This window comes from Chromobacterium sp. Rain0013 (assembly GCF_015291765.1).
GTDB classification, from domain to species: Bacteria; Pseudomonadota; Gammaproteobacteria; order Burkholderiales; family Chromobacteriaceae; genus Chromobacterium; species Chromobacterium haemolyticum.
Map to the genome: position 1 here is coordinate 3,543,922 of NZ_CP031514.1, position 14,874 is coordinate 3,558,795.

10 protein-coding genes are annotated in these 14,874 nt (G+C 60.1%); 6 read left to right on the forward strand and 4 right to left on the reverse strand.

Annotated features, from left to right (window positions below):
• Positions 1-584: 584 nt before the first annotated feature.
• On the forward strand, positions 585-1,508 hold the full coding sequence (locus DXT74_RS16345; RefSeq protein ID WP_194426491.1) for a LysR family transcriptional regulator: 924 nt from the start codon (positions 585-587) through the stop codon (positions 1,506-1,508).
• 227 nt (positions 1,509-1,735) lie between these two features.
• Positions 1,736-2,371 carry an alpha/beta fold hydrolase gene (locus DXT74_RS16350; protein ID WP_196783779.1) on the forward strand — a complete coding sequence of 212 codons (636 nt, stop codon included), beginning with the start codon at positions 1,736-1,738 and terminating at the stop codon, positions 2,369-2,371.
• A 90-nt stretch (positions 2,372-2,461) separates the two neighbouring features.
• Here the strand turns inward: DXT74_RS16350 and DXT74_RS16355 are convergent, their stop codons facing one another.
• A complete protein-coding gene (locus tag DXT74_RS16355) occupies positions 2,462-5,827 on the reverse strand; it encodes an EAL domain-containing protein (RefSeq protein ID WP_194426492.1) in 3,366 nt (1,121 codons plus the stop codon).
• 178 nt (positions 5,828-6,005) lie between these two features.
• On the opposite strand from DXT74_RS16355, the gene DXT74_RS16360 reads away from it, so the two are divergent.
• Positions 6,006-8,855 (forward strand): MHYT domain-containing protein, encoded by a 2,850-nt coding sequence (locus tag DXT74_RS16360; protein WP_194426493.1) that lies wholly within the window; start codon positions 6,006-6,008, stop codon positions 8,853-8,855.
• Between the two features lie 48 nt (positions 8,856-8,903).
• On the opposite strand, the gene DXT74_RS16365 is transcribed toward DXT74_RS16360, so the two are convergent.
• Entirely contained in the window at positions 8,904-9,812 is a 909-nt protein-coding gene (locus DXT74_RS16365) for a LysR family transcriptional regulator (RefSeq protein ID WP_043631279.1), read from the reverse strand.
• 114 nt (positions 9,813-9,926) lie between these two features.
• On the opposite strand from DXT74_RS16365, the gene DXT74_RS16370 reads away from it, so the two are divergent.
• From DXT74_RS16370 to DXT74_RS16380, 3 genes are all read left to right on the forward strand, one after another.
• The gene (locus DXT74_RS16370) at positions 9,927-10,868 is read left to right on the forward strand and encodes a DMT family transporter (protein ID WP_043631276.1); all 942 of its coding nucleotides are present in this window, start codon (positions 9,927-9,929) and stop codon (positions 10,866-10,868) included.
• 160 nt (positions 10,869-11,028) lie between these two features.
• Complete coding sequence (locus DXT74_RS16375) at positions 11,029-11,505, forward strand: hypothetical protein (protein ID WP_052370227.1); 477 nt, start codon at positions 11,029-11,031, stop codon at positions 11,503-11,505.
• Positions 11,506-11,586: 81 nt separating this feature from the next.
• Positions 11,587-13,008: a hypothetical protein gene (locus tag DXT74_RS16380; protein ID WP_081556753.1), complete on the forward strand. Its 1,422-nt coding sequence runs from the start codon at positions 11,587-11,589 to the stop codon at positions 13,006-13,008.
• On the opposite strand, the gene DXT74_RS16385 is transcribed toward DXT74_RS16380, so the two are convergent.
• Together DXT74_RS16385 and DXT74_RS16390 are read right to left on the reverse strand one after the other, a co-directional pair.
• Positions 12,981-14,114, reverse strand: a complete 1,134-nt coding sequence (locus tag DXT74_RS16385) for an SGNH/GDSL hydrolase family protein (RefSeq protein ID WP_194426494.1) — start codon at positions 14,112-14,114, stop codon at positions 12,981-12,983. The genes DXT74_RS16380 and DXT74_RS16385 overlap by 28 nt on opposite strands.
• A gap of 112 nt (positions 14,115-14,226) precedes the next feature.
• Positions 14,227-14,718 (reverse strand): surface-adhesin E family protein, encoded by a 492-nt coding sequence (locus tag DXT74_RS16390; RefSeq protein ID WP_081556754.1) that lies wholly within the window; start codon positions 14,716-14,718, stop codon positions 14,227-14,229.
• Positions 14,719-14,874: the final 156 nt, after the last annotated feature.

Here is a 14,874-nt window from a genome sequence, read left to right on the forward strand (position 1 = left end):
AACTCGACCAGCTATTTTGGCGTTATCAGATGAACCAGAGACCACCGCGCAATGGGATAACGGCGACTATTTGATGAGCGGATACAACTAGCGACGGCCCCTCCGTCGCAATGCCGGTTTGCCGCCGGCGGTCTAATCACCACCGGGATCTCGCTACAGCTCTTTTGCACCTAGATAACCGCCGCGCCTAACTTATAAGCCACAGAACCGGCTTCTTCAGTAAATTGGCTATTGCGAGGAGAACGACTGATATGGTCCGATAGCATTCCACCATACCGCCATGTCATGACCTTCTTCCTTGATCGATTTGCACGCCTAGACTGCTCCGTTGATAACGGATGAAGCGACCACTCAAATAGCTAGCCTGCGGAGGGCTTGATCGGCCGCGTGGAAGCACCGAAGAGAAAGAGCACGACCTAGAACTGGTGTCGGGCGCGCGCGGGACGCTGCGGGCGGCTCTCCTGCCTGCGCCCGATAAGCATTGCCCCCAGATACCACGCTGTCTTTATTGCGTACGGTGACCATCCCGAAAGGACGGTACGAAAGCTCCGTACATCGAATTATGAACAAAGGGTCCAAACAGCATGAAGCTCCTCGATCTGACGCGTTTCGATCTCAACCTTCTGGTTGTCCTTGAGGCGCTGTGGGCCGAAAGGCACGTCGGCCGTGCTGCCGCAAGGTTGCATTTGTCTCAATCTGCAACCAGTCACGCCTTATCGAGGTTGCGTACTGCCTTTGATGATCCGCTTTTCACTCGTAACCCACGTGGGATCGTGCCGACGCCTCTGACTATAGAGCTAATGCCAAGAGTGGCGGCGGCACTCGAGTCGGTCAGGCTCGTTGCCAGCCCACGCGGCCCGTTCGACCCAGGCCGTTTGCAAGCGACGCTCTCCGTAGCGGCTACCGATCATGCCATCTTGACCGTCATCGCCCCTGTTCTCGCCATGATCCAGGCCGCGGCACCGGACGTCGTACTGAAGCTCAGGCCGGCCGATCGCGAATCCGCCTTGCGCATGTTGGACGCCGGTGAACTCGATATCGTACTGGGGTCGGGCTCTTTTGCTCAGATCCCGCAGCGCTTTGATTGCCAGCTTGTTCATAAGGAGCGTTTTATCGGCATCGCACGCAAGGGTCATCCAGCTCTGATCAAGCGAGGCAAGACGCTGCACATGGATCTGGATGACTTCGCTCGCCTGCCTCACCTTCTGGTATCGCCGCGCGGCGATACACGGGGCGCTGTCGACGATGCTTTGGAGCGTCTCGGTCATACCCGCAAGGTGAGCGCCGTCTGCACGAGCTTTCTGGCTGTTCCGTTCATGGTAGGCGCTTCGGAATCGATTGCCGTTGTTGCCGAGCGGGTCGCAATACGGATGCAGGAGACCGCCCAGCTTAGCCTTTTTGAGCTGCCCTTGGCGCTACCAACTTGGGAGGTGCTCGTTATTCGAGCCCGCGGGCGCGCCAACGAGCCCTCCGTTGAGTGGATTACAAACATGATGATCGCCAGCTAGACATCGGCGGGGGCTTGCTGCGGCCGGTGCCGCGCCATGAATCTCGTGCATCGACATGATGCGTAGATGCCATTGGATCGAATGCCGTAGTCCTCCTAGAGTTGGGTCGTCGTTTATTCAACTCGCCAGAACACCCCATGAAAACTGAGCCCACCTTGGTCATGATCCCTTGCTTCGCAGGGGCCCCGTGGCAGCTTAACCAACTGACCTGCTTGCGGGGTCGCGCCATGCGCACCCTGCGCTTGCCGGACGATGTCTACGAACTGGAAACATTGGCCGATTTTATTATTGACCAGGTGAAGGACTTGGAGAGCTATGTCTTAGTTGGCGACTCCTACGGCGCAGTCTCCTCAATCGCGGTGGCGACGCAACAGCCGAAGGGCCTTAAAGGTCTGGTGATCTCTGGCGGTTTTGCAAAGAGTCCGATCACGTCGCCCTTGCTCAAGACGCTGGCAGCGCTTGCTCCATTCTTCCCCGGACCGTTTTACCGACTGATAACCCTTCGGGTTCACGCAGCGCAGCTGGCTTCATCGTTTGACAAGGAGGGGGAGATTCCCTGGTCTACCGGGAAGACTCGCGCCTTCTTCGTCAAGGAAACGCCTCACAAAGCCTACGTCAATCGCATGCGCTCAATCGAAAAGGCGGACTATACGGCACGGCTGAAGAAGATCAAGGTCCCCACGCTGATCCTGACGCCCGGGGAAGACAAGCTGATCGGCGAAGAGGCCGCGAAGATCCTCCTCAACGGCATAAAGGGCTCGCAGGAAGTCATCATGCCGCACACCGGCCACATGTTCAGGTTCTCGCATCCTGGCGCCTACTCGCTCGAGATCAGGAAATTTCTGGAACGGGCTTCGCTTTAAAGCGTATGTATATCCTGCGTTCCTAGGACTCAGTTCTGGTATGGATGATGGACTCGAAGCGCCGGGCTCCAAACGGGAAGCCTTCCGACACTATGGCGCCTGGAAAGAGCGTATCCAGGCGGCAAACGCCTCCGCCGGCATTGGCGAGGCGATGAAGAACCCCTGCGCATAATCACAGCCCATTTCGCGCAGGCTCTGCCAATCCGCAGCGGATTCCACGCCCTCCGCTACCACCAGCCGCCCCAGATCGTGCACAAGTTCGATGGTGGATTTCACGATCATGGCTGAGTCTTTGTCCTGGGACATGTTCATCACAAAGGACTGATCAATCTTGATGTAGTCCACCGGCAATTTTTGTAAATAGCTTAACGACGAGTAACCTGTGCCAAAATCGTCCACATACAGTGCGGCGCCGGCGCATCGCAGCTCTTGCAGCAAGGCCAGCGCCAACTCCGGATCCAGCATCATGGAGCTTTCCGTGATTTCCAGCTCCAACAAACCGGTGCGAATCGAACGCTGCTCCTGCCAAAGTCGCAGCTTGTCCGGCAAGGTGTCATCCTGCAGATTGCGCACCGACAGGTTCACCGCGATGGGCAGCATTAGCTGCTGCCGCTGCCAAACTTGGAGCAAATCCAGCGCCGCGGTCACGACCCACTCGGTCAACGGGTGGATTAGGCCGGATCGTTCGGCGATATCGATGAAGGCGCTGGGCGCCAACAAGCCGTGCCGCGGATGCTGCCAGCGCACCAGCGCCTCGGCGCCACAGACCTGGCCGTCGGCCAGGCTGACCTTGGGCTGCAGATAGAGTCGCAGTTCGCCCTGCACTATGGCGTGGCGTAGCTCTCTGGCCAACACCAGCCGCTCGGCTTGCGTCTCGGCCTTGCCCGGTTCGTACAAGTAATAAGCCACGCCTCGCTGCTTGGCCTGCTGTGTCGCCTTGTCCAGGTGACGCAGCAAATCGTGTACATTCCTCCCATGTTGAGGGAACAGCACCATTCCCACTCTTACGGCAACATCCAGCGTCAGCCCCGCCACTTCAAAAGCGGTAGTCATCGCCCAGTTGACCGCAGTGACCAATACCAGTGCCTCCTGTCCATCCGCGCCGGGAAGCAATACCGCAAATTCGTCGCCTCGCACGCGCGCGGCCAACGCGGCAGCCGGCAGGCAGGCCGTCAGGCGCGCGCCGAACTCACGCAAGATTTGATCTCCCTGAGCAAAACCAAGCACCTCATTGATTTCTCCCAGACGTTCGATATTGAATTGCAGCACGGCCAGCGTGCGGTCCTCCTGGCTTGCGTGCACAAGCTCCAACGTCAGCGCCTCTTCAAACTGCAGCATATTGGGCAAGCCAGTCAGTTGATCATGGCGCAGCATTTGCTGCATGGCGATGCGGGCCTGCTCTCGTTCCCTCTGCGCCCGCAAGGAGCCGATGCCGAATGCCAGGTCGGCACTGGCTTCGATCAGCAAGTCGATCTCGTCGTCGTCAAAGGTATCCGCCTGCCTGTCGTAAATGGTCAATGCGCCGATAACGCGGCCATCCACCTGCAACGGGCAAGCCAAGCCGGATGCCGCCCCATGCAGCAGGGCCCGCAGCGCCTCATACCGGATATCGCTTTGCATATCGCGCGCCAGTTGAACCTTACCGGTGCGCACCGCAGTGGGCGTGATGCTGATGCCGCCAGCAGCGTCCGCCCTGCCCAGAACGATGCCCGCCAGCTCAGTCAGCTCACCGGCAAAACCGCATTGAGCCATCGGCTGTATGCCTTGCGCATCTGCGTCGCCATACCAGATCACCGCCGTGCTATAACCGCCGGCCTCAACGATGGCCCTGCAACTGCTATCCAGCAATTGCTGCTCATCCTTGGCCCTCAGCATGGCGCGATTCCCCGCGCTCAGGGTGCGCAGGGCGCGGGAGACATGCTCTAGCTCATGCACTTGCCGCGATAGCTCGCTGTTCAGCTGCTGGATATGTTCCTCTGCCGCCTTGCGCTCGGTCACATCGATACCCAGCACATAATAACCAACGACCTCCTCCCGCTCGTTGCGCTTGGGCACATAGCGGATGTTCTGCCAAATCCCTGGAAAAGGCTGCCAATCATAGTTAAGCGGCTCGCCGGCCAGCACTTTGTCAATGCATGGACAGGCTATGGCATAACGTTCCGCCCCTAGAATCTCGCTTACTGCGTAGCCGGTGATGTCCGCATGCTGGGGGGCAAAGCGCAGCCGATACTGCTCATTGACATACACATAAAGGCGATCGACATTGACATAGGCGATCAGCACCGGCACGGCGCTGAGGATGGCGTCCAAATGCGCTTCGCTTTCGCGCAAGCGCAAGGATCGGTCCTGGACCCGCTCGGCAAGCAAGGCATTATGCGCAAGGATGGTCCGCCGGACATCCCGCTCCGCAGTGCAGTCGCGGAATACAACCACCACGCCGTTCACCAGGCCGCTGCTGGCCATAATCGGCGCTACGGTGTAGCTGATCGGACGCTGCTGGCCATCGCGCGCCACCAGTTCCCCATTCCAGGACTCCGGTATGTGCTGGGCCTGCGCCACCATTCTTGTCCCGCATGCGAACAAGTCGATAGACCGTTCGTCTTTATCCCGGCATACGGTTAATACGTGTGACAGCGGCAAACCGGCAGCCTCGGCGGCAGGCCAGCCTGTGAGGAATTCGGCTACCCGGTTGCAATGGGTCACCAAGCCACTGGCATTAACGGAGATTACCGCATCTCCAATCGAATGCAGCGTGGCGGCCAGGTTTTCCTCGCTGGAGGCAAGCGCTCTTCGGCTAATGCTGAGGGCCCGCCATTGCCGCCGCACCATGAAATAAGTCCCGCCCAACAACAAAAAGAGCGTGATGCCGCTCAGGCTGTTCCACCATATTTGCCACTGCTGTGAATGCTCGTAATCAACCAGCCGCCCCTCTAGCACGCGGTGCTCTTCATTGTCCATTTCGTCCAGTAAGCTATATACCTGCATGCGAGTGGAGCGTAGCGGCGCGCTCGTAGCGTAGGCGTTGGCGGCGGTTCCACCGTACTGACGGTACAAACGCTCCACCTCACGAGAGATCGCCACCCGCTGAGTGACAACCCTGCGCAGCGCCATCCACCGATCAAGCTGCCTGGGGTTGTCGCCGATTAGGGTGCGAATCTGCGTCAGCAACCGTTCGCGCGCCTCAATTGCCCTATCGCGCTCTTTTAGATTGGACTCATCACCTGTCAGGCGAAAATTCTGGGTGCTGATTTCCGCATGCACGGTAAAGCCGCGGATGTGCGCCAGCTTGTCCGCGACCATCACGCTGTTCGTCAGCCAGTGCGCTGCTTGCTTAGCGCTATCCACAACCTTCCAGATAGAAAACGACAACGTGGCTACAAACAACATGGAGACGGTAATGGCTACCCGCAGCTTGGCTTCAAATCGGTCTGGCAAGATATCCACTCCGGCATGCATACACCTATCGATATCTTCTATAGATAGTAAAGTTCACCCCGCTAAAACAAGACTCCGGGTAGAGGTTTTGGACGGCTCAGGCTCCCGTGGGCACCCCGGGTATCAGCCTTGGAGGCATTCACTCTCCACGGGCAAAATCTAGTCACTGTAGTTGCCAAAGCAGCGCTAGATTCCCGCATTGCGCGGGGCGGCGGATAGAATAACCTTCCTGCACAACGCTGGTGCGACAATGCCTGCATTGTCTATACCGGAGAAAAGCCCCTGCGGCTCATTGGCACAGCGTGAAGAAGCTATTGAAAATGGGGAGGTCATGCTCAGCTCGTTTTTCATTGACGCTTACCAGTCCTATTTGTTTTTGCCAACCAGATACAACTTGTGGCTGGTGGCGCTCTCCTTACTGGTAGCCATATTTACCTCCTGCTTGGCGCTGCAGATAGCCGGCCTGGCTCGCGAAGCCAGCGAGCGCTGGCTGCGCTGGGTCGCTCTGGCCACCGGCTCTTGCGCGATGGGCGGCGGCATATGGGCCATGCATTTTGTCGGCATGCTGGCCTTCAGCGTTTGCAGCACAATCCAGTACGCGCTGCTTCCCACTCTCTTGTCCATGCTGCCCGCCGTCGCCGCCTCGTTCATTGCCCTGCACTTGCTGTCTCAGCCCACAATCAACGGAAAACAGCTGTTGATCAGCGGAGTGCTGGTGGGAAGCGGCATCGGCACCATGCACTACTCCGGCATGGCGGCCATACGCATGACGCCGCTGCTGCGTTACGATCCCTTCTGGTTCGCCGTTTCCATCTTGCTCGCCGTGCTGCTAAGCACCTTGTCGCTGTGGATACGTTTTGGCCTGGACAATAAGAAAATCGGCAAGGGAGGGATGACGCTGCTCAGCGGCGGGGTCATGGGGGTCGCCATTGCGGGCATGCATTATTTCGGCATGGAGGCAGCCCGCTTCATCGGCACGCGGGACCCGGCTTTCCGCAGCCCCTTTGAAGACAATGCGGGCTTGGCGGTCGCCATCGCCATCACCGTGCTCATGCTTGGCAATATCGTCTTCGTGTGCAATGTGTTGTTGCGGTACCGCCCCTTGTATCAAAGAACGCTGAGCAACGAACTGAAGCTGCAAGCCACGTTCAACACCTCGCTGGACGGCATCATCACCTTCGACGAGAAAGGCGGCATCTTGAGCGCCAACCCCGCGGTGGAGCGGCTATTTGGCTGGAAGGTGGAAGAGTTGCTGGGCAAGAACATCAATTTGTTGATGCCGGAGCCGTACCACTCCAAACATGATCGCTTTCTTGCCGATTACATGGAAACCCAAATCGCGAAATTGATTGGCCAGGAACGCGAGGAGATGGCGCTCAAAAAGGACGGCAGCCAGTTCCCCATCCGCTTATCGATAGGCAAGGTATTGCTGCCCGAGCAGGTGATTTACGTCGGCTTCATCAGCGACATCAGCGCGCGTCACCGCATCCAGCAGGAGCTGGAAGAACGTGAAAGTCAGTTTCGCACCTTGATCGACAACATCCCCGGCGTCGCCTTTCGCAGCCACTTCCAGGAGCCGTGGAAAACCATATTCATCAACGAGAACATAGAAAAACTATGCGGCTGGCCAGCAAAATCCTTCTTGGACGGCCGCATTCAGTTACTGGACATCGTTCACCCGGATGACAAGGAAAGGGTGCGTGAAACCATTCGCTACGCTTTGGAGCAGCATCAGCTTTATGTCGTCGAATACCGCCTGCTCGGCCTGAATCAAGAAGAATGCTGGGTATTGGAAAGCGCCCGCGGCGTATACGACGACGACGGCGCGCTGCTGTTGATTGACGGGGTGATACTGGATATTTCGGAGAAAAAAGCGGCGGAGTTCGCTTTGATTGAAGCCAAAAACCGCGCGCTTTCGGCCGTTAAATCCAAAAGCGCCTTCCTGGCCAATATGAGCCATGAAATCCGAACGCCGATGAACGCCATCATCGGTTACACCGATTTATTGCAAGACACGGAGTTGGACGACAAGCAGAAAGGCATGCTCAAAACCGTCAACCACTCCGCCAAAAGCTTGCTGGGCCTGCTCAACGATGTTCTCGACACGGCAAAGCTGGAGCAAAACGCGCTGGAGTTGGAAGAAGCGCCCTTCTCTTTGCGCGAAGTGGCGGAACAGGTGATCGATATTCTGCAACTAAGCGCCAGCAAAAAGGGCATCTCCCTGCAGCTGAAATACCCGGACATTATCCAGCAGACCTTTATCGGCGACGCTTTCCGGGTGCGGCAGATCTTGATGAACCTGGTGGGCAACGCCATCAAGTTCACCGTTCAGGGCGGGGTCTGGCTGACGGTGTTGTCCACGGAAGAGAACGTGGTGATCATTATCCGGGACAGCGGCATTGGCATGAGCCAGGACACCCTTGCCAAGTTGTTCGAACCCTTTTCCCAAGCGGACGCCTCAACCACCCGCCGCTTTGGCGGCACCGGCCTGGGCACCACCATCGCCTTGCAGTTGACCCAGAAAACGGGCGGCCGGATAGAGGTGCAAAGCGCCCTCAACAAAGGCTCGGTCTTTCAGGTTTACCTTCCCCTGCGCCCGGCGCCGCTTGACGCCTTGCCCTGCCTGGAGCCGCAGGATGCGAAGCCCATGCCCGCCCCTCCGTCTCCCTTGAACATCCTGGTGGCCGATGACGATTTAATCAATTTGGACATCGTCACCATCCTGCTCAAAAAACACGGGCACCGGATTTACACCGCATCCAATGGGAAAGAAGTGATCAACGCGTGGCAGCACCATGATATAGACCTCATTCTGATGGACGTTCAAATGCCGGTGATGGACGGCATCACCGCCTGCAAGTTCATCCGTCAGGTGCACGCCGACAGCGACAAGCGCGCCACGCCCATCATCGCGTTGACGGCCGGGGCGTTTCAGGAGGACCGCGAAGCGGCCATGGCCGCCGGCATGGACGGGTTCATGACCAAGCCCATAGACGTTGTCCGGCTGCAGGATGAAATCGAACGCGTGATGAAGCGCATGGCGGGCTAGCCGCCGGCATTCCGCCGCCACTGCGCGGTCTCCCCGCCTGGCACCGGCTCACAAACCGCCCAGCGAGCCGTCGCGCAGGCTCTTGGCCATGGTTTTGGAAGTATGTAGAAAAGCCGCCACCGCCGGGCTGACGTGCTTCCGGCTGGGCACCGCCAGACCCACCGCGCGCTTGACCTTCGGCGCCAGCGGCTTTTTCACCACTCCGGGACACAACGCCAGCAAAGGCGCTGGCACCGCGAGATCGGCGACGATGGACACACCCGCCCCGTTTTCCACCATTTTGACGATGGTGATGATCTGGGCATAGCGATGCTTGACCATGGGCCGCAATCCGGCGTTTTCAAACAGTCTCTCAATCAGCGTGGTATTGCCCGCCAAGGTCATGATGAAAGGCATGTCGCACAAATCCGCCAGCTCCACCGCCGGCTGGCCGGCCAGCGGATGGTCTGCCGGAATCAGGGCCACGAACTGGTCCTCCACCAGCGGCAAGGTGTCGAAGCGCTCGTCCGGCAGCACCACGAAGCCCACGTCCACCCGGCGCTCGCTAACCCACTGCGCCACTTCGTCGTCCTCGCCCTCTTCCACGAACACGTCGATTTCCGGATAGGCGGCGCGGAACTGTTCGAGAATGCGCGGCAACAACAACAGCGACGATGTCGTGCCGAAGGAGCCGATGCGCAGCACGCCGCGGTTCAAGCCGCGCGCCGCCGACGCTTCCTGACGAATCGCCTCGGCCACGCCCAGCAGCTCGCGCACGCGCAACAACAGACTGTTTCCGGCCTCGGTAGCTTCTATGCCGGCCTGGCCGCGCGTCAGCAGCGTCAGCCCCCATTCCTTCTCCAACTGCTTGATCGCGTGCGATACCGCCGATTGGCTAATGCCCAATTTGTCCGCCGCCGCGGTAAAGCCGCCCAGCTCCGCCACCAGCGCAAAAATTTCCAACTGCGTAAAGGTCATGACCGTCTCACCCGCCCATGAGCAAAAGCTCATTTTTCCATGAATTGAAACAATCAATAGTATATACGCACCCACATAGCATCAGGAGGCCGGACGTCTTGCCCGGCGCCCACCATGACCCACCCAAGCTCTATCGCCATCGCCGCGCAGCCGGCGCGCGGGCACGCCGCTCTCAGACCGGCCCTGACTTTTAAACTGGCGCTGACCGCGCTGTTCTGGGGCGGCACCTTCATCGCCGGCAGAGTGCTGGCGCAGTCCATGCCCTTGATGACCGCCGCCTTCGGCCGCTTCCTGGTGGCCGCTCTGCTGCTGGTACTGGTGGCTTACAGGCTGGAAGGCGGGCTGCCGCGGCTGAATCGCTCTCAGATCGCCGTCACCGCGTTTCTGGGCTTCACCGGCATTTTTCTCTACAACGCCTGTTTCTTCGGCGCGCTGGCGCGCATACCCGCCGGCCGCACCGCCTTGTTCGTCAGCCTCAATCCCATCATGACCGCGCTGGCCGCTAGCCTGATTTTCCGGGAGCGTCTGGGTCTGCGCCGCTGGGCCGGCATCGGCGTGGCCTTGCTTGGCGCCATGGTGGTCATCACCCGCGGCGATCTTGCCGGCACAGTCCACGATTTCAGCCAGTCCTTCGGCGCCGGGGAGGCGCTGATGAGCCTGGCGGTGCTGAGCTGGGCGGCCTACACGCTGGGTTCGCGCAAAGCGATGGAAACCCTGAGCCCGATAGCGGCCACCACCTACGCCACCCTGTGGGGGCTGGCCTTCCTGTCCCTGGGCGCGGCCGGCGAAATCGGCTCCGTTCCGTGGGCTTCCTTTGGATGGCGGATCTGGCTGTCCATGCTCTACTTGGGCGCCATAGGCACCGTGGTGGGTTTCATCTGGTATTACCAGGGCATCCGGGAAATCGGCCCGTCGCGCGCCGCCGTGTTCACTAATCTGGTACCCGCCTTCGGCGTGATCTTGTCAGCGGGGCTGCTGGGGGAACCCATCTTGGCGTCCATGCTGGCGGGCGGCGCGCTGGCGGCGGCGGGCGTGTCCTTGACCAATCGAAAATGAGCGCCCGGCCGCCTCCGTTCGCGTCGGGCGCGGCCATCGGGCAAATCCTTAGTACGAATACCTAAGCCAAGGCATTTGACTTGCAAAACGAATAAAATCACATTGACAGTCAAAGTCGCGCTGCTAGGCTTCAATTCCCAAACCCCTTAGGGAGAAGCTCATGGCCAGCCCGCTCACTCTGCTGATGCCGGTCGTCCCCGGCACCAGCTTGCAAGCCATCGCCGCCACCTTGGCGGAATACCAGCCTAAATTGCATGAGGCGCTGACCTCCATCGGCACAGTCCATTACGCGCGCACCCTGCTGCTGGACCGCTCCGCCGCCAATTTGCAGCCCACCGGCCAAGCCGGCGACAACTACGTCATCGCGGTGATCACCGAATACGACGGCAACTTCGACGCCTACATCAACGACTTCGTCGCTCAGGTGGGCACCGTCTTCGACGCCTTGCTGCAATTCGTGGTGGGCGGCAAAGCGCTGACTCCGGTGGCCAATAATGTGGCGGCCTTCCAGGCCTTCGTCACCAAGAACGACGCCTCCCAGCAACCGCCCAACAACGGCGACGGCACTCAGAACGACAACGGTTTGTACCAGGCCTACCCGTACACCGTGCAGACCATACTCGCCGCGCTCGGATAACCCACCTTCGCCAGGCGCAGGCGGCCCCCGCTTGCGCCGCGCGCGGCCCGGTCCACGCCCGCCCTTGCTGAAAGGCCCGCCATGAACAGCCCCGTTCTCCAATACGACGATATCCAAGGCACGATTTTGCGCGGCTACCGCGTGGACCTGGCACGGCACTTCGTCCTGAGCATTCGCGATCCGGCCGCCGCCGGCCGCTTCATCCGCAAACTCGTGACCGGACAGGACGGCCTGCCGCGCGTCACCACCGCGGAACGCTGGCTGAAAAAACCCGGCTGCTTTCTGAACATCGGCTTCACCTGTCCCGGGCTGGCCGCGCTGGGCGTCGACGCGGAACAGTTGGCCAGCTTCGATCCGGCCTTCCAGTTGGGCGCCACCAGCGCGGCCTCCGCCAGCGCCGTCGGCGACGTGGGCGACAGCGCGCCGGCACAGTGGATAGGAGGCCTGGCCGATGGCGGCCGGGTGCATGTTTTGCTAAGCCTGTGGGTGGCCAAGGACCCGGCGCTGCTGGAAAGCCTCAGCGCGCGCCTGCGCCAGAGCTTCGACGGCGGTTTCAGCGAGCTGTCCGCCCACGACGCGCAAGCGCTGCCGGACAACCAGGTGCACTTCGGCTATCGCGACAGCATTGCCCAGCCCACCATCGCTGGCGCGCCGGCGCGCAAACGCCAAGCGCCGGATGATCAGGAGGTCGTCGCCACCGGGGAGTTTCTGCTGGGCTACCTCAACCAAAGCGGCGGCGTGTACTCGGTCAAGCCCGAACAGCTCAGCCGCAACGGCAGCTACGCCGCCTTCCGCATCCTGGAACAGGACGTGGCCGGCTTCGACGCGTTTCTGAACGAGTACGCGGCCAAGGCGGGCATAGACCCCGAGCTGCTGGCGGCCAAGGTCTGCGGACGCTGGCGCAACGGCAACCCGCTGACGCTGCGGCCGGACGAGGCCGGCGCCACCTTGCCCGCCGACCAATTAAACGACTTCAACTACGTCAACAGCCAACCGTCCCAGGACGACACCCTGGGCCTTAAATGCCCGATAGGCTCGCATATCCGCCGCAACAACCCTCGCAACGGCGCGGTGGTGGGCACAGACAGCGCGCATCACCGCATCGTGCGTAGGGCCATGCCTTACGGCCCGGCTTACGACCCGCTCCGCCCCACCCAGGCGGCGCGCGGGCTGATCGGCTACTTCATCAACGCCAGCCTGAGGAATCAGTTCGAATTTCTCAGCAGCCAGTGGAATCTGCTCAGCGACTTCGTCAAATCCGCAACCGAACCGGGCAACCCTGACGCCGGCAACGCGGTGTTCAATATCAGCGGGGAAGATGTGTTCCTAGGCGTCAACAACACTGCGGACAGCAGCTTCACGCTGGCCGCGCCCGGCCGCATGGGCAAGAACAACACCGTGCTGAAGGGCTTCTCGCGGATGGTCACCACCCGCGGCGGCGCATATTGCTTCTTCCCCGGCATCGGCGGCCTGCGCTATTTAGCGGACCTGGCCGCGCCCTGAAGCTTGGCCGGCCTGCCGTATTGCTCGCGGATAAAGTCCGTCATATGCGCGGCCAGGATCTGGTGCACCTCCTGACTGGGGTGCACCTCGTCGTGGAACAGGTGGCGGTGCGAGCTGTCCAGCGGCCTCGCGTCGCCTGTGAAGCCAAGCACGCGCGGCAGGTCGATATAGCCCTCGTGCTTATTGTGCATTGTGTCGTACTCCACCTGTTCCGCCAGCTCCATCAGGTCATTCAGTTTGGCGCTGATGTCGAAGAAACGGATAGTCACCCCGTCATTTATGCTGCTTGCCTGTAGCGTGTCCACCGCCTCGCCCAGCAGCCGGTTGTGCTCCTGCGACAATAACTTCAACTTGGCGGCCTCCTCTGACGGCTGCTTGCGTGCGTTCACGGTTTTCGACAAGTCCGGCGCGCCCACCACCAGAATGTCCTTCACCCCCTTGGCCAGCAGCTTGTCCACTTGCTGCTTATACGTCCGGATCACCTTGCCCACATCGGTCTTGCCGAAGGTCATATAGTCGTTGGAGCCCAACGCCAGCACCGCCATATCGCCCTGCTGGAAGTCATGCTTGTTGATCTGGCGCTCCATATGGGAAATGAACATGAAAACGGGGTTCCACTTGGAGTATTTGCCGGCTACCGCGCCGCCTTCGGCGTAGTTCACCAGCGGTTTGCCCAGGTAGGCCTTGGAGGCCAGGAAGTCCGGCCAGGCGAAGCCATTGGTGAAACGCCCTTCGTAATACTGACGCGATGAGGGCATCACCCCCAGGCTCTTGCTGAGCATGCGGCCTTCGGAATCAGACAGGCTGTCGCCTATCACCACCAGCCGCTGGATATGATCCAGGTGCTTGCCTTCTCCGGCTGCGCTCACCGGCGTCTTGCCCGACACCGCCTTGTTCTGTTCCAGCTGACTCTTCAGCGCCAACGCGAACAAGGCCTTCTTGTCGACACCGCCCGAATCCACCGAATCCACCCGTGACAGCGTGGCGGCATCATGCCGCCATTGCCGCAGCTGCTTGATCAAGTTGGAGGCCTCGGCAAGCCTTAGCTCTTCACGCTGGGCGCAGTTTCTGGGCACTAGCAATTTACCGGGGGGAGCGACTCTCATGGCGTGTGATTTCCTGTGCGTGATTCAGTGACGCACAGAGTGCCAAACATCAATGGCATGGTCTTGCGCAAAACGATCATGCCAAAGGCTTTAGCGCCATGAAACACGCCGTTCAACGGCCCTTGCCATGCTGAAACGCCAGTAGCTCGCGGACATAGCGCCGCTGTTCCAGCAGAAAAATCTGTATTCCCTGCCGCATCGCCACCGCCATCTCCGGGCGCTGCTGCGGCTTGCAGATATAGGTCCACAGGAAATCTTCCTGCGTATCGGGCTGGATATCCTCCATCTGCGCCTCCTCGAACGCCTGCTCGCTTGAGGCGCCGTCCACGTCGAACCGCACCGTCAGCGGCATCGCCAGCAAGCGCTGCTTGCAATGCACCTCGTACAGCGACTGCCGATAAGCGTAAGCCTCCACCGGCTTGCCGCGCTCGAAACGAGGCGCGCACAAGGCCCAGAACTTGACCGTGCCTTCGGGCGTTTCGGCAATGCTGTCGCTGTCGATGAACAAAGCGCCCTGATCGGGATTGAAATAAGTGAAATCCCAGCTTGAGGCATGGGCAGAGGAAACGAACAAGGCCAAAACAAACGCAATAACTCTCAACATTTTGATTCCCAATATTTTTCCAGCCGGCACGACTAAAGCCCCAGCGGCCCGGATCATACCAGTTCCTGTTTTTTCTTGGGAAATGCCGGACGCGGCCGCCCCTGCCGCTGGCGGGGCGGAGGGGAAAGCCTTCACACCTGTTCACGATCTGCTGCG